The 14,955-nt window shown below is 73.1% G+C and carries 13 protein-coding genes; 10 read left to right on the forward strand and 3 right to left on the reverse strand.

Going from position 1 to position 14,955, the window contains the following annotated elements:
* Together CF165_RS30170 and CF165_RS30175 are read right to left on the reverse strand one after the other, a co-directional pair.
* Entirely contained in the window at positions 1 to 381 is a 381-nt protein-coding gene (locus tag CF165_RS30170) for a hypothetical protein (protein ID WP_093950986.1), read from the reverse strand.
* Entirely contained in the window at positions 378 to 1,319 is a 942-nt protein-coding gene (locus CF165_RS30175) for a DMT family transporter (RefSeq protein ID WP_167441607.1), read from the reverse strand. The genes CF165_RS30170 and CF165_RS30175 overlap by 4 nt, the downstream gene beginning before the upstream one ends.
* Positions 1,320 to 1,461: 142 nt before the next feature.
* Between CF165_RS30175 and CF165_RS30180 the strand changes: the two genes are divergently transcribed.
* From CF165_RS30180 to CF165_RS51305, 3 genes are all read left to right on the forward strand, one after another.
* Positions 1,462 to 2,454, forward strand: a complete 993-nt coding sequence (locus CF165_RS30180) for an SDR family oxidoreductase (RefSeq protein WP_093950987.1) — start codon at positions 1,462 to 1,464, stop codon at positions 2,452 to 2,454.
* 257 nt (positions 2,455 to 2,711) lie between these two features.
* On the forward strand, positions 2,712 to 3,110 hold the full coding sequence (locus tag CF165_RS52825) for a hypothetical protein (protein WP_240521858.1): 399 nt from the start codon (positions 2,712 to 2,714) through the stop codon (positions 3,108 to 3,110).
* A 54-nt stretch (positions 3,111 to 3,164) separates the two neighbouring features.
* Complete coding sequence (locus CF165_RS51305) at positions 3,165 to 3,323, forward strand: hypothetical protein (protein WP_158226847.1); 159 nt, start codon at positions 3,165 to 3,167, stop codon at positions 3,321 to 3,323.
* A gap of 5 nt (positions 3,324 to 3,328) precedes the next feature.
* On the opposite strand, the gene CF165_RS30190 is transcribed toward CF165_RS51305, so the two are convergent.
* On the reverse strand, positions 3,329 to 6,682 hold the full coding sequence (locus CF165_RS30190; protein WP_093950988.1) for a TM0106 family RecB-like putative nuclease: 3,354 nt from the start codon (positions 6,680 to 6,682) through the stop codon (positions 3,329 to 3,331).
* A 166-nt stretch (positions 6,683 to 6,848) separates the two neighbouring features.
* On the opposite strand from CF165_RS30190, the gene CF165_RS30195 reads away from it, so the two are divergent.
* From CF165_RS30195 to CF165_RS30225, 7 genes are all read left to right on the forward strand, one after another.
* The gene (locus CF165_RS30195) at positions 6,849 to 9,446 is read left to right on the forward strand and encodes an alpha-glucuronidase family glycosyl hydrolase (RefSeq protein WP_093950989.1); all 2,598 of its coding nucleotides are present in this window, start codon (positions 6,849 to 6,851) and stop codon (positions 9,444 to 9,446) included.
* Positions 9,447 to 9,535: 89 nt separating this feature from the next.
* Positions 9,536 to 10,477: an acyl-ACP desaturase gene (locus tag CF165_RS30200; RefSeq protein WP_093950990.1), complete on the forward strand. Its 942-nt coding sequence runs from the start codon at positions 9,536 to 9,538 to the stop codon at positions 10,475 to 10,477.
* A gap of 22 nt (positions 10,478 to 10,499) precedes the next feature.
* Positions 10,500 to 11,264: an IclR family transcriptional regulator gene (locus tag CF165_RS30205; RefSeq protein ID WP_093950991.1), complete on the forward strand. Its 765-nt coding sequence runs from the start codon at positions 10,500 to 10,502 to the stop codon at positions 11,262 to 11,264.
* Between the two features lie 70 nt (positions 11,265 to 11,334).
* A complete protein-coding gene (locus tag CF165_RS30210; RefSeq protein WP_093950992.1) occupies positions 11,335 to 12,375 on the forward strand; it encodes a Rieske 2Fe-2S domain-containing protein in 1,041 nt (346 codons plus the stop codon).
* Complete coding sequence (locus CF165_RS30215; protein WP_093950993.1) at positions 12,372 to 12,536, forward strand: hypothetical protein; 165 nt, start codon at positions 12,372 to 12,374, stop codon at positions 12,534 to 12,536. The genes CF165_RS30210 and CF165_RS30215 overlap by 4 nt, the downstream gene beginning before the upstream one ends.
* On the forward strand, positions 12,533 to 13,453 hold the full coding sequence (locus tag CF165_RS30220; protein ID WP_093950994.1) for a PDR/VanB family oxidoreductase: 921 nt from the start codon (positions 12,533 to 12,535) through the stop codon (positions 13,451 to 13,453). Before CF165_RS30215 ends, CF165_RS30220 begins: the two co-directional genes overlap by 4 nt.
* A gap of 42 nt (positions 13,454 to 13,495) precedes the next feature.
* Positions 13,496 to 14,953 carry a phospholipase D-like domain-containing protein gene (locus tag CF165_RS30225; protein WP_093950995.1) on the forward strand — a complete coding sequence of 486 codons (1,458 nt, stop codon included), beginning with the start codon at positions 13,496 to 13,498 and terminating at the stop codon, positions 14,951 to 14,953.
* Positions 14,954 to 14,955 lie beyond the last annotated feature (2 nt).

The following is a 14,955-nucleotide window of genomic DNA, read 5'->3' on the forward strand; positions in this document are numbered from 1 at the left end:
TCAGGCCGTACCGGGTGGCTCGCGGAACTCGGCCGCCATGGATCCGCCGGCGACGTCGGCGGAAGTCCCGGTGTCCTCGGCGTACTCCTGGGCGGCCGCGTCTTCTTCGGACAGCACCGGTGCTTCGGCGGCGGGGTCCGGGCGTTCCTCGGCGAGCCGCTCGCCGAGTGGCCGCGGGTGGGCCTGCTCCCACGGGGTCATCCCGTACTTCGTCACCCCCGACCAGTGTTCGGGAGGATCCATGCCCTCTTCGAGGGGGTCGACGCGCAGCCGGTCCTCGTCGAGGTCCTCGGCGCTGTTCAGCGCCACCGGGTCGGTCTCGGCGGCATCGGGCCCGCCGGTGTCCTGGGGCGGGTCGGAGGGCTGGTTCGGCTCGGTCATCGGGCTCCTTCGTCCGGTCTCCCCGGGACTTCCCGGTGAGGCGACGGCGAAACACGTTGCCGCCGACGCCGGCGCAACGGCCGCCGGCAGCCTTCGCCGGTCCGGGCCAGCAGGACCACACCGACGACGGCCACCGCCGCGGCCGGGACCCACACGAACGCGTGGCCCGGTTCGAGGCGTTCCCCGGTGAGGAGCCGGGCGGCCGGGACGGCCGCGAGCGGGTCGAGCAGCACCAGCGCGGGCATCGACCAGGACAGCGCGCCGCGGGCGTAGGCCTGCTGGCTGCCGAGCTGGGCGATCACCGCGGCGGCGAGGGCGGCCCACAGCGCGCTGCCGGCCAAGGTGTGCACCGGCCCGCGTTCGCCGAACGTCTTCACCGCCGCGGAGATCAGCACCGCCGCGACGCCCGCCGCGATCCCGGCCGACGCACCGCACGCCAGCGCGCCCCGCGGCCCGCGGCCGATCCGGCTGCTCACCGCGGCCAGTCCCGCGGCGACCAGCACCGCGACGACGACGGCGTACCAGGGCGGCAGGTCTTCGCCGGTGCCGGCGGCGGGCCGGGCCGCGACCAGGAAGACGGCCAGCCCGCCACAGGTGCAGGCCGCCCCGATCCCGTCGAGCCGGGACGGCAGGCAGCGGTCCCGCACCGAACGGATCGCCAGCGCGACGACCAGGCCGCCGGCGAGCACGGGCTGCACGATGGCGACCGGCGCCAGGGCCAGCGCCACGACCTGCAGCAGGGTCCCCAGCACGGTGGCGCCCTGCCCGACCATCCACTTCGGACGCGTCACCAGCAGGCGCAGTTCGAGGCCGTTCGCGTGCGCGCTGCTCGACGCGGCCTCGTGCTGCAGCACCGACCCGACGGCGAACAGGACGGCGGCGCCCGCGGCGACCGCCGTGCCCGGGAGGAAGGCTGAAACACCGGCTGGGAGGGGCATCGCGTACTGGTACCCCGCGGCCCTGGCGTTTATCCCGCGCCGCGGGGGCAAGCCGGTGCCGGTGCGCTCGCGACGGGTCCCGGGCCGCACGCCGTCCGAGCCGTTCCGCCGCGGACCGGGTCCGCGAACAGAGGAGGTTCCCATGCCCCGACCGGTGTCCGGCCAGGTGGTCGTCCTGATGGGCGCGTCGAGCGGGATCGGGCGGGCCACCGCGCTCGCCTTCGCCGCGCGGGGAGCGCGGGTGGTGGCCGCCGGACGCACCGAGCGGGCGCTCGACACGCTGGTCGGGGAGATCACGACCGCGGGCGGGACGGCCGTGGCCGCGCCCACCGACATCACCGACCCCGCGGCGGTCCGCGCGCTGGTCAGCGCGGCGGAAGAGCGGTTCGGGCGGATCGACACCTGGGTCAACCTCGCCGGTGTGTCGGTGTTCGGGCGCGTCGAGGACATCACCGACGAAGAGTTCGACCGGGTGCTGCGGGTCAACTTCCTGGGGCACGTCCACGGCGTCCGCGCGGTGCTGCCCGCCCTGCGGCGCGCGGGCGGGGGCTCGGTGATCGGCGTGGCGTCCGTCGAGGGGGTCCGGGCGGTGCCGTTGCACGCGCCCTACACCGCCAGCAAGTTCGCGCTGCGCGGCTTCTACGACTGCCTCCGCATCGAGCTCGCGCAGGAGGGCGCCCCGATCGCGGTGACGACGATCCTGCCCGGCGCGATCGACACGCCGTTCTTCGAACACGCGCGCAGCAAGATCGGCGCGTTGCCGAAGCCCCCGCCGCCGGTGTACGCGCCCGAGACAGTCGCCGACACGATCGTGTTCGCCGCGACGCACCCCCGGCGCGAAATCCCGGTCGGCGGGGCCGCGATCGGGTTCTTCCTCGGCCAGCGGCTCTCACCTGCGCTGACCGACGCGTTGTTGTCCTTGCGCCGGATCGGCGTCCGTGGCTTCCGGAACACCTTGCCGGACAACGGCACCGACAACGTCGATTCCACTGTGGACGAACCGGGCCAGGTCCACGGCAGCCACCCCGGCAAGGTCGTGAAGCGCAGCGCGTTCACCAGGCTGGCGGGCACCCTGCCCCGGCCGGGCGACCTGCTCACCGCGGCGGTGTCCCGACGGCACGCCAAGACGGGCTGAAGGTTGACCGGCGCGCGGCGGGGTAGCCGGGGCGGTATGGATCCGACACGCGACGGTCATGCCCGGCAGAAGCTTCCGTGGGCACACCGGGCCCTGCAAGCGGTCGAACACGCCGGAGCCCTCGACGGGCCGGCCACCGGCCTCGGACGGCTCCTGCGGGGCCCGGCCGGGAGCGCGGCCGGGCAGCAGCTGCGCGGCCGCGGGCTGGGCCACCCGCTGCACCCCCTGGCCGTGACGGTCCCGGTCGGCGCCTGGCTGTGCTCGGCGGTGTTCGACCTGCTCCCGGACGGCAAGGAGACGGCGCGGAGGCTGGTCGCGGCCGGGCTGCTGGCGGCGCCGGCGGCCATCCTGCTGGCCTGGCCGACTACGCCGGCCTCGACGAGCGGCAACGCCGCGTCGGCCTGGTCCACGCGGCGGGCAACGCGGTCGCGACCGCGCTGTTCGGCGCCTCCTACGCCGCCCGCCGCCGGGGCGACACCGGCCGGGGACGCCTGTTCGGCGCACTGGGTCTCACGGCGACGAGCGTGGCCGGCGCGCTGGGCGGGCACCTGGCCTACGCGCAGGGCGCGGGGGTCTTCCGCTGGCAGCCGCTCGACGACGTCGCGCCGGGCGAGGTGGCGGGAGAGGACCCCGCGGCCCCGCGCAACCCCGCCTGACCGGCAGAGTCAAGTCGGCTGCTTCGATCATGGCCGAGCGGGTAACCGGCGGACATGACCGAATCCGAACACGGGCCGCTGAGCCCCGACGCACCCCGCCCGCCCGGGACCCCGGAGATCGACCTCGACGTCGACGTTCCCGAGGTCGAGCGCGAGAACCCCGGCACCCAGGACGTCGAGGAGGACGCCGGCGAGGTGGAACCGCCCAGCTGAGGCGGCTATCCGGCCGGCCAGGGGCGTGCCGCGCCCATCAGGCCGATCATGCCGGCGACCAGGCGCATCTGGTCCACCGTCCGGATGTCGGCCTCGACGAGCCGGGGCGAGCACACCAGGACGGCGAGCGCCTGTGCCCGCGAGAGGGCGACGTTGAGCCGGTTGCGGGACAGCAGGAAGTCGAGGCCGCGGGGCAGGTCGACCGCCGACGACGACGTCATCGTCGTGATCACCACCGGCGCCTCCTGGCCCTGGAACCGGTCGACCGTGCCCACCCGGACGCCGGGGAAGCCCGCGTCCGCCAGTGCCCGGGTCACCGTCCGCGCCTGCAGGTTGTACGGCGCGACGACGAGGATGTCGGCGTCGCCGAGCGGCCGCGCCGGCCCGTGGTCCGTCCACAGGCGACCGTGCACTTCGGACACGATCCGGACGACCTCGGCGGCTTCCTCCACGGATCGGGTCGTGTTGCCCTGGTGGTCGACCTCGGCCAGGTACAGGCCCGCGGCGACGCCGTCCAAGGCACGCTCCGCGGCCGAAGGGTGGGCGTGCAGCCGTCCGGCGTAGGACAGGTCCGACACCGGTTCGCACACGGCCGGGTGCAGGCGCCGGGTCTCGTCGAGGAAGTAGCCGAGGTCCCCGGGCATGATGGCGGCCTCGCCGATCAGGTGCCCCAGCGCCGAAGCCTCCGCGCCCGCCGGGTGCGTGCCCTGCACCACCTGGGGCAGCTGCTGCGGATCACCCAGCAGCAGGACGTTGCGGGCGCACACGGACACGGCGAGCGCGTCCGCGAGGGCGAACTGGCCGGCCTCGTCGATGATCATGAGGTCGAAGGGTTCCTCGCGGACCGCGGCGTTGGCGAACGTCCACGCGGTTCCGCCGACCAGGTGCCCGGTGTCGTGCTCTTCGCGCCACTTGACCAGCGCCGGGTTGCTCTTCGGCTGGTCCCACGGCGCGGCCGGATCCGGCGTCTTCTTCGCGCGCTTGGCGCACGGCAGCTCCGGCGCGCTCTTCTTGGCCGCGCTCAGCACGTTTTCCACGGCCTTGTGGCTCGTGGAGGTGACCGCGACGGTCCGCCCGGCGCGCACGAGGTGGGCGATCAGCTTCCCGGCGAGGTAGGTCTTGCCCGCGCCCGGCGGACCCTGCACGGCGAGCGCCGAGCCGTCGAGCGCGTCGACGGCCTCGATCACCGTGGCGACCAGGGCCTCCCCGGGCTCCGGCAGCGCCGCACCGCCTCGCAACCGCGGCGGCGTCCGGCGGAGCAGGTCGACGCCGGGGTGCCGCGGGAGCGCCGGAAGGGTGTCGACGACCAGGCGGGCCAGCTCGGCGACCGCCTCGTCCTTGGGCGACGGCCGCACCGGGCTGCCGGGCAGCACCGCCGTCGGCCGGTCGTTCGTCGTCGCGTCCGGCGGACAGCTCTCCTCGAGCGTCAGCTCCACGGCCGAAGCGGCGACGACCTTCGCGTCGCGGGCGGTGTCTCCGTAGCGCAGCCGCACGTCGTCGCCCGGCGCGAAGGGATGCGGCCGGTCGGGGTCGCACGCCAGCATCAGCGTCCGCTTCGCGGTGCGCGCCCGCCCGGCCGGCGGCACCCACTCCCCGGCTTCCAGGGAGACCGGCACGGCGCAGGCGGTGTCCACCTCGAGGTCGCCGAGCGGGGCGGCCAGCCGGCGGAAGTACTCCCACCACGCGGGGTTCGTCTCGCGGCGGTGGTACCCGACGGAGGCCGCCAGCAGCGCACGGGCCCGCTCGTCGGCGGTGAAGTCGCCCGGGTCGTCCGGCAGCCCGTCGAGCAGGGGGTCGACCAGTGCGGCCAGCTGCGCCGCCCGTTCGGCGCGGCGCTCGGCGGCGACGTCCTCCTCGGCCGCGCGCAGCAGCGCGTCCTCGGCGGATTCGACGGCCGGCTCCGGGACGGCGATGCCCGCGTCGTCCCGGACCCGGTGCAGGAACTCGAACAGCCGCTGGGCGGACAGGCAGTCGTCCTCGGTGTTCTCGCCGATGCGGCGCAGGGCCTCGTCGGCGCGTTCCGGCTCCCCGGACTGCGCGAGCGCCAGGTACTCCTCGTACGCCTCGACGTCCGAAACCGCGGTCTTGGCGCGGGCGCCGGGCTGGTAGAGCGGCTCGAGGTGCCGGATCGAGTACGACCGCTGCGACACCCGCAGCGCCTTGCGCACGACGGTGTGCAGGTCCACCACCGCGCCGCTGCGCAGCAGGTGGTCGACGGTCTCCTCGCGGGTGCCGTGCACCGCCGCGAGCCGCTTGATCGCGGTGACTTCGTACGGCGCGTAGTGGTAGACGTGCGAGCCGGGGTGCTCGGCGACCCGTGCCGCGGCGAAGTCGACGAAGTCCTCGAACGCGCGCCGCTCCTGGGCGCGGCTGTGCGCCCAGAACGACGTGAACTCCCCGTCGCCGACCGCGCCGAACAGGTACTCCAGCCCCTCACCGGACAGGGCGTGCGGGTCACCCGCCACCTCGGCGAACACGTCACCCGGCGCGGGGGACGGCAGGGCGGCCAGCTCGTCCGGGTCGACGATCTCGTAGGCGATCTCACCCGTGGTGTCCTGCCGGACCTGCAGCGCGGCCTGGGCGCGCAGGGCCGCGAACGCCGTCACGGACAGGTCCCGCGGCCGGTCGCCGGGGCCCGCCGCGGCCAGGGCGTCGATCGAGCCCAGCCCGGCGGCGACGAGCTTGCGGCGCTGGTCGCCGCGCATCCCGGCCACGAGCGAGAGGTCACGGTCGGCTTCCCGGGCCGACGCGCAGTGCCGGTCGAACCCGCAGCCGGAGCACGCCGGGCGTTCGTCGGCCCACAGCGGCACCGGCAGCCGCAGTGGCCGCCCGCGCAGCCGGGCCCGCAGGCGGGCCACGAGCGGCCGGAAGTCCTCGACCCGCAGCGTCCGGATGCCGCCGTCGCTCAGCCCCAGGTGCAGGTGCGGCCCGGCGGGCCAGCCGGCCCGGCGCACCACGTCGGCGCACGCGGTCAGCTGCACGACCGCCGCGGGCGTCGCGTGCCGGACCGGCTTCGCGTCGTACACCTCGTAGCGGCCTTCGTCGTCTCGGACCAGGAAGTCCACCTGACCCGAGAACTCCTCGTCACGCAGGACGGCGCGATGGATCACCGGGGCTCCGGACCGCACCGCCTCCTCCGTCGCCTTCGCGGCGAGGACGGGGTCCCGGACGTCGATCTCGGCCACTTCGCGGCCTTCGGCGCGGAACCGGGCGAGGACCGCCTCGGCCGCGGCCCGGCCGCTCGGGGCGTCCGGTTCGCCGGGCCGGGGCGCACCGGGCAGGTCCGCGGCCAGTGCCTGGACGAGGATGCTGCGGTGCTCGCATTCGAGCAGGTCGGCGAGATCGGCTGGGGTGACCATCGCCGCGCAGTCTGACACGGCCGGTCACCCGGGCCGGAGCACGCCGTCCCCGACACGCCGAAACTTTCGGAATTCCACGGTATATCGCCAATTCTTGACAGTCGCGGACCCTGCCCGCAATAGTGCGGGAAACGAACTCAATACTCGTGAACACGATGGGGGCACGGTGTCTCTCAGCGACGAGAACGAGCGGAACGGGCTGCGCCGGCGGTCCTTCCTGATCGGCGGCGGAGCCGCACTGGCCACCTCGATGTTCGGTGCCGTTCCGGCGCAAGCGAATCCTCCGCACTCCTTCCCAGGTGATTACGACGGCTCGGACCTGTGGCTGCGCTACGAGCCGGTCGGCGATCCCGGCCTCCTCGCCCGGTACCGGGCCGCGCTCGGCGCGATCGTCGTGGAGAACGCCGGCCGGACCGAGGTCCACCGCCACACCGCGAACCTGGCCATGGCGCCCGGATCCACCGAGCACCTGGTGCGAAGCACCCTGGAGGCGGCGCGGGACGAACTCGTCCGCGGCCTCGGCGGGCTGCTGGGGCGGCCCGTGCCGGTGCGGGGCGGGTTTCCCGGCCGCGCGGTGGTCGTGGGCACCCCGGACAGCTCGCCCCTGGTGCGCCGGTACGTCCCCGCGCGCGACCTGAGCTCACTCGGCGACGACGGCTACCTCATCCGCTCGGTGTCCCGGGGCGGGCACAGTTCGGTCTTCATCGCCGCCAACACCGATCTCGCCGCCCTGTACGGGACTTTCGCCTTCCTCCGGCGGCTGCAAGCCCAGCAACCCGTCACGGGCCTCGACATCCGGTCGGTCCCCCGGATCCACCACCGCCACCTGAACTACTGGGAGACCGAGCGCCTCTACGCCGGGAACAACACGGCCGGAACCGGCGGGCTGAACGGCGAAAACGGGGCGATCTTCGACTTCGCCGCCACCGGCGCGTCGGCCGCTCTGAACCTGCCGGTGATCCTCGACCGGTACCTCGTGGCGGCACGGGCGATGGCCTCCGTGGGGATCAACGGCATCACGATCAACAACGTCAACGCCAACAGCTTCTACCTCACCCCGGCCGCCATCGAGCAGGAAGCCGCGCTGGCGGACGCGCTGCGCCCGTACGGGATCAAGCTGGCCGTGTCCATCAACTACGCGGCGCCGACGGATGCCCGGTTCGCGCCCGACACGCTCACCCGGGAAGAGCTGGATCCCTACAGCGCCAAGTTCCGGGACTGGTGGACCCGCCGGGCCCGGCAGTTGCAGGCCGCGATCCCCGACTTCATGGGCTTCACCGTCAAAGCGAACTCCGAGGGCCAGCCGGGTCCCCAGGATCTGGGCTACGACCACGGCGACGGCGCGAACGGCATGGCGGCGGCGGTGGCACCGCTCGGGATGCGGATCTTCTGGCGGACGTTCGTCTACAACGCCGACGTCGACGCGGACCGGCTGAAGCGGGCCTACCTCGAGTTCGGTCCCATCGACGAGGAGCCCCAGCCCGACGGGACGAAGGGCCGGTTCGCCCGGAACGTGTTCCTGCAGACCAAGAACGGCCCGCTCGACTACCAGGCCCGTGAACCCGCCAATCCGCTCTTCGGCCGGATGGAACACACGAACCAGGCCCTGGAGCTGCAGATCACCCAGGAGTACACCGGGCAGAACACGATGCTGTGCTACCTCGGCCCGCTGTGGGAAGAGGTCCTGAAATCCGACACGTACGCCACCGACGAGCACGGCCGGCTGCTGGAGAAGCGCTTGGTGGGCAACGTCGTGGACGGCACGGCCCAGGGCCACCCGGACAGCGCGATCGTCGGCGTGGCGAACTTCGGCAACGCCGGCAACCTGACCGGCCACCACTTCGCGCAGGCGAACCTGTACGCCTTCGGCAGGCTGGCGTGGGACTGGACCCTGGACGCGCGCGGCATCGCCGAAGACTGGGTCCGGCTGACGTGGAGCAACCGCGACCCCGTCGTCCGGACCATCGTGGCGATGATGATGGGCTCCCGGGAGGCGCTGGTGAGCTACCAGACCCCGCTCGGCGTCGCGCACCAGTTCCGGTCCAGCGACCACTACGGCCCCAACCCGGCCGAACGGCTGGCGCGGGACGACTGGAGCCCGGTGTACTACAACCGGGCCGACCGCGCCGGGCTCGGCTACGACCGCTCCCCCACCGGCAGCGGCTTCACCGCCCAGTACTTCCCGGTGCTCGCGGCCCGGTACGGCGACATCGAAACCGTCCCCGAGAACCTGCTGATGTGGTTCCATCACGTGCCGTGGGACCGGCGGCTGCGCAGCGGCCGGATCTTCTGGGACGAGCTCGTGTACCGCTACCAGACGGGCGTCCACTACGTGTCGTGGATGCGCCGGGCGTGGGACTCGCTCGAACCCTGCCTCGACGCGCGGCGCTTCGCCGAAGTCAAGGCCAAGCTCGCCGCCCACGAGGCCGACGCGGGGACGTGGCGCGACACCTGCGTGCACTATTGGCAGGAGTTCAACGGCCTGCCCGTCCCGACGGATGGTCCCCTCGCGATCGAGATCGTGGTCGGCGGCCGGAGGATCGGGGGCTTCGACGCCGGCGCGCCGTCGTACACCATCCCGGTGGCGGCCGGCACCTCACCGAGAATCACGAAGGTCGTGCCCGCCGATCCCGCCGCGAAGTGCGAGATCCTCGGCCAGGCGCACGGCGTCCCCGGGCGCGCTGTGGTGCGAATCACCGCGAACAGTTTCTTCGGGCCCCTCCTCAAGGACTACGTCTTCGACCTCGTATCCCCCGCGGGCTGAGCCAGGGGAACTACCCGGCACCCGTGTCCGTTGTCGTATCCTACGGAACCGTAAGTTACGGTCGCGTAGGTACGGAAGGACGTTGCCCCATGCCGGTTCCCGAAACCACCCGTCTCCTGCACGAGCTGGAAGGCACGGTCGAAGAGAACCTCAACCGGCACCTCGCCGCCGCCCAGGAGTGGATGCCGCACGAATACGTCCCCTGGAGCCAGGGACGCGACTTCGCCGAGCTGGGCGGAGAGGCGTGGGACCCGGAGCAGTCCCGCGTGACCCCGATCGCGCGGACGGCCCTGGAAGTCAACCTGCTCACCGAGGACAACCTGCCCAGCTACCACCGCGAGATCGAGCGCGCCTTCGGCCGCGACGGGGCGTGGGGCACCTGGGTGCACCGGTGGACGGCCGAAGAGGGCCGCCACGGCATCTGCATCCGCGACTACCTGCTGGTCACCCGCGCCGTCGACCCCGTCGAGCTGGAGCGGATGCGGATGGAGACCATGCAGGCGGGTTACGACACCGGCGACAAGCCGCTGCTCAACGTCTGCGCGTACGTCTCGTTCCAGGAGCTGGCGACCCGGCTTTCGCATCGCAACACCGGCCGCTACACCCAGGACCCCCTGGCCGAGCGGCTGCTGGCCCGTGTGTCCACGGACGAGAACCTCCACATGGTCTTCTACCGCAACCTCGTCAAGGCGGCGCTGGAGATCTCGCCGGACGCCATGATGCGCGCGATCACCGACGAGGTCCTCAACTTCGCGATGCCGGGCGCGGTGATCCCGAGCTTCCAGCGCAAGGCGGCGCTGATGGCCAAGGCCGGCATCTACGACCTGCGCATCCACCACGACGACGTCGTCCAGCCGCTGCTGCGGTACTGGAAGGTCTTCGACCTCACCGGCCTCGGCGCGACCGGGGAAGCCGCGCGGGAGGAGCTGGCCACGTTCATCAAGGGCCTCGACACCCAGGCGTCCCGGTTCGAGGAACGCCGCGACGCCACCGCCGCGCGCCGGGCGGCGCGGGGCATAGTGGACCTCTGAGCCGCTCCCGCCGGAGGTCGCCGTGCCGCACCGAGGTCGCGTGCCCGGCGCCACCGGGCCCGTGCTGGGACGCGCGCTGCGGGTGCTCGAAGCGTTCTCGCCGGACCGGCCGGCGCTGCGGCTGAGCGAGGTCGCGCGCCGGGCCGGGATCCCGGCCGCGACGGCGCACCGGCTGCTGCGGGAGTTCTGCGAGTGGGGCGCGCTGGAACGCGACGATGCGGGCGTCTACCGCGTCGGGCTGCGGCTGTGGGAACTCGGGTCGCTGGCGCCGCGGGGGCTGGGCCTGCGGGAGCTCGCCCTGCCGTTCCTGGAGGACCTCTCGCAGATCACCCGGGAGAACGTCCAGCTCGCCGTCCGCGAGGGCACCGAAGTGGTGTACATCGAGCGGATCGCCGGCACCGGGGCCGTGCCCGTGCTGACCAGGGTCGGCGGCCGGTTCGCGCTGACCGCGACGGGTGTCGGGCTCGTCCTGCTCGCCCACGCCCCCGCCGAAGTGCAGGAGGACGTCCTCGGCCGCCCGATCGAGCGGTACACCCCCGAAACCGTCACCGACCCGGACCGCCTGCGGCACATGCTGGCCGACGTGCGCACCCACGGGTTCTCCATCAGCGAGCGCCAGGTGACCCTCGACGCGCTGTCGGTCGGCGCGCCGGTCCACGACTCACGCGGCCAGGTGGTCGCGGCCGTGTCGCTCGTCGTGCGCTACGGCAGCGCGTCGCCGCACGCGCTCGCGCCGCTGGTCATGACCAGCGCCCGCGCGATCTCCCGCGCGCTTTCCATCTTATGAAATAGCCCTTCGTGGCACCCGGCCCGGTCCCGCACCCTGTGACCCGGCCCACCACGAAAGGACGACCCCGATGAGCGCCTTCCCCCGCGACCAGTGGTACGTCGCCGCCTACGGCTCCGAGATCGGCCGGGAACTGTTCAGCCGCACCATCTGCGGGGAACCGATCCTGTTCTGGCGGACCCGCGACGGGAGCGTCACCGCGATGGCCGACCGGTGCGTCCACCGGCGGTTCCCGCTGTCGCAGGCGCCGTCCCGGCTGGTCGACGACCAGGTCATTTGCGGCTACCACGGCTTCACCTACGGCGTGGACGGCAAGTGCGTCGCCGTGCCCGGGCAGACGCGGGTGCCGCGGACCGCGCGGCTGACGCACTACCCGCTGGTGGAGCAGGACTCCTTCGTCTGGGTGTTCATCGGCGACCCCGCGAAGGCCGACGCGGCGGCGATTCCCCGTGCGCCCTGGCTCGCCTCGCCGGACTACACCACGGTCTGCGGGATGGAACCGCTCAAGGCGCGGTACTCGCTGCTGGTGGACAACCTGCTGGACCTGTCCCACGAGACCTACCTGCACGGCGGTTACATCGGCACCCCGGAGGTCGCCGAGACGCCGATCACGACCGAAGTCGACGACGAAGCCGGCGTCGTCTACGTCTCGCGGCACATGGCCGACGCGGCGTGCCCGCCCTTCTACGCCAAGTCGACCGGCCTCGAAGGCCGCATCACGCGCTGGCAGGACATCGAGTACACGCCGCCGTGCCTGTACAAGCTGCACAGCCGCATCGCCCCGGTCGGGTCCGTGCCGAACCCGGACGGCAGCGACCCGGACGCCTTCCACGTCGAGGTCGTCTACGCGATCACGCCCGAAACCGAAAACTCGACCCACGACTTCTGGGCGGTGGCCCGGGACTTCGCGCTCGACGACGAGGGCGTGTCGGCCTTCCTCGCGGAGAACAACCGCACGGTGGTGCTGCAGGACGTCGAAGCACTCGACATCCTCGAGCAGGTCGTCGCCACCGAACCGGACGGCTACCAGGAACTGTCGATCAACATCGACACCGGCGGCCTCGCAGCCCGCCGGATGCTGCAGCGGATGACGGGGCCGATCACGTCATGACGCGCCCGATGCTCACCGGAGACCGCGTCTACCGGATCCACTGGGTGCTCGGCACCGACCGCCTGCGCGCGGTCTGCCACTGCGGTGCCGAGCGCGAGTTCGAAGACCCCGTCGAGCTGTGGGAATGGCTCCTCGCTCATCCCGAAGGACACGACTCATGACCCTCGAGCTTGTGCTGACGCAGAAGGAAAAGCTCGCCGACGGCGTCGTCCGGCTCACCCTCCGCGCGCCTGACGGCGAGCCGTTGCCGTCGTGGGAGCCGGGGGCGCACATCGATCTCCGGCTGCCCGGCGACGTCGTGCGCCAGTACTCGCTCTGTGGCGATCCCGGGGACAGGTCGGCGTACGTCGTGGCGGTGCTGCGGGAGACCGACGGCCGCGGCGGCTCGGCGTACGTCCACGATTCGCTGTCCCCCGGAGATCGGCTCGAGGTGGACGGCCCCCGGAACCACTTCGCCCTGGTGGACGCCGAGCGGTACCTGTTCATCGCGGGCGGCATCGGCATCACCCCGATCCTGCCGATGCTCGACCGGGTCGCCGCGACGGGCCGCGAGTGGCAGCTGGTGTACGGCGGCCGGACGCGTTCGTCGATGGCCTTCACAGCCGAGCTGGCCGAGCACGGCGACCGCGTGACGTTCCGGCCGCAGGACGAGCACGGGCTGCTCGACCTCCCGGCACTGCTGGCCGGCGCGGGGCCGAGCACGGCGGTGTACTGCTGCGGCCCGGAACCGCTGCTGGCCGCGTTGGAGGCGCTCGGCCCGGAAGACCTGCACGTCGAGCGCTTCACCGCTCGGCCGGAGGAAGGGCCGCGCACGGCTTTCGAGGTCGAGCTGGCCGGGTCCGGCCGGGTGCTGCCGGTGCCGGCGGACCGGTCGATCCTGGACGTGCTCGAGGAAGCGGGGATGACGGTGCTGTCGTCGTGCCGGGAAGGCACGTGCGGCACCTGTGAGACCGGCGTGCTCGGCGGGACTCCCGACCACCGCGACTCGGTGCTGACCGAGGCCGAACGGCTGGAGAGCGAGGTGATGATGCTCTGCGTGTCGCGCGCCTGCTCCCCGCGGCTGGTGCTCGACCTCTGACGGAGCGTCACTGTGCGGCGGGCCGGGCCGATCTGTAGTGGTATGGGACGGGTGACGACGTTCCTGGACAAGGCGGACGAACGGCTGGGCGACGGCCTGGAGCGGATCCTGTGCGCCCACCACCGGCGGCGGCTGCGCGGGCTCGGCTGGGGCGACGTGCTCGCACCGGGCGGCGCGCAGGACCCGCTCGGCGGGCGGGCGCCGGTTCGCGACGGCAACCGCATCGAGGTGCTGATCGACGGCGAGGAGTCGCTGCCCGCCGTCGCGGCGGCCATCCGGCGGGCGAAGTCGCACGTGCACATCGCCAACTGGCACGCCAGCGCGGACTTCCGGCTGACGCGCGAGCCCGGCTCGCCCACCCTGCGTGAGCTGCTGGCCGAAGCCGCCGGGCGCGGTGTCGAGGTCCGGGTCCTGCTGTGGGCGGGGCCGCCCTTCCCGGCGTTCCAGCCGTCGCGGCGCCTGGCCCGGTCCGAACGGCGGAAGTTCACCGAGGGCACGGACGTGCGTTGCGTGCTGGACGCCCGCGAACGGACCCTGCACTGCCACCACGAGAAGCTGGTGGTCGTCGACGACGCGGTCGCGTTCGTCGGCGGCGTGGACTTCACGGCACTGGAGGGCGACCGGCACGACAGCCCGGACCACCCGCCGCGCCCGATCGGCTGGCACGACCTGATGGCGCGGGTCGAAGGCCCGGCGGTCGCGGACGTCGCCGTCCACTTCTGCCGCCGGTGGACCGAGGTGGCGGGTGAGGAGCTGCCCGCGCCCGCGGTCCCGGAACCGGCGGGCAGCAGCCGGGCCCAGCTGCTGAAGACGGTCCCGAACAACACCTACGACTTCCTGCCTCGTGGGGAGTTCACGGTCCTGGACGGCTACCTGCGGGCGCTGCGCTCGGCGCGGCGGCTGGTGTACCTGGAGAACCAGTTCCTGTGGTCGCCCGAGATCGCCGAGGTCCTGCTCGACAAGCTCCGCAACCCCCCGGACGACCGCTTCCGCGTGGTCCTGCTGCTGCCCCGCAAGCCGAGCAACGGCTCGGACACGACGCGCGGCCAGCTGGGCAGGCTCCTGGACGCCGACGACGGCAACCACCGCCTGCTCGCCACGACGATCAGCGCCCACGGCGGCGGCTCGGCGGCCCCGGTGTACGTCCACGCGAAACTCGGCATCGTGGACGATTCGTGGCTGACGGTGGGGTCGGCGAACCTGAACGAGCATTCGTTGTTCAACGACACGGAAGTGAACCTCGCGACGGACGATCCGGCGGTGACCCGGGCGACGCGGCTGCGGTTGTGGGCCGAGCACCTGGGGCGGCCGGTCTCGGAACTGGAGGACCGGGACCCGGCGGACATCGTGGACAACCTGTGGCGCCCGTTGGCGGAGGAGCAGGCCGAGCGGGAACGGCGCGGTGAGCAGCGGACGCACCGGCTGGTGTTGCTGCCGGGGGTTTCCCGGCGGGCGGGCCGGTTGCAGGGGCCGTTGCGGGGACTGCTGGTGGACGGCTGACC

The organism is Amycolatopsis vastitatis (assembly GCF_002234595.1).
In the GTDB taxonomy this organism is placed as follows: Bacteria; Actinomycetota; Actinomycetes; order Mycobacteriales; family Pseudonocardiaceae; genus Amycolatopsis; species Amycolatopsis vastitatis.

Excerpts from the sequence above, each read along its gene's own strand:
- CF165_RS30170 (WP_093950986.1), bottom strand. The coding sequence starts at position 381 with ATGACCGAGCCGAACCAGCCCTCCGACCCGCCCCAGGACACCGGCGGG.
- CF165_RS30175 (WP_167441607.1), bottom strand. The coding sequence starts at position 1,319 with ATGCCCCTCCCAGCCGGTGTTTCAGCCTTCCTCCCGGGCACGGCGGTC.
- CF165_RS30180 (WP_093950987.1), top strand. The coding sequence starts at position 1,462 with ATGCCCCGACCGGTGTCCGGCCAGGTGGTCGTCCTGATGGGCGCGTCG.
- CF165_RS51305 (WP_158226847.1), top strand. The coding sequence starts at position 3,165 with ATGACCGAATCCGAACACGGGCCGCTGAGCCCCGACGCACCCCGCCCG.
- CF165_RS30190 (WP_093950988.1), bottom strand. The coding sequence starts at position 6,682 with ATGGTCACCCCAGCCGATCTCGCCGACCTGCTCGAATGCGAGCACCGC.
- CF165_RS30200 (WP_093950990.1), top strand. The coding sequence starts at position 9,536 with ATGCCGGTTCCCGAAACCACCCGTCTCCTGCACGAGCTGGAAGGCACG.
- CF165_RS30210 (WP_093950992.1), top strand. The coding sequence starts at position 11,335 with ATGAGCGCCTTCCCCCGCGACCAGTGGTACGTCGCCGCCTACGGCTCC.
- CF165_RS30215 (WP_093950993.1), top strand. The coding sequence starts at position 12,372 with ATGACGCGCCCGATGCTCACCGGAGACCGCGTCTACCGGATCCACTGG.
- CF165_RS30220 (WP_093950994.1), top strand. The coding sequence starts at position 12,533 with ATGACCCTCGAGCTTGTGCTGACGCAGAAGGAAAAGCTCGCCGACGGC.
- CF165_RS30225 (WP_093950995.1), top strand. The coding sequence starts at position 13,496 with ATGGGACGGGTGACGACGTTCCTGGACAAGGCGGACGAACGGCTGGGC.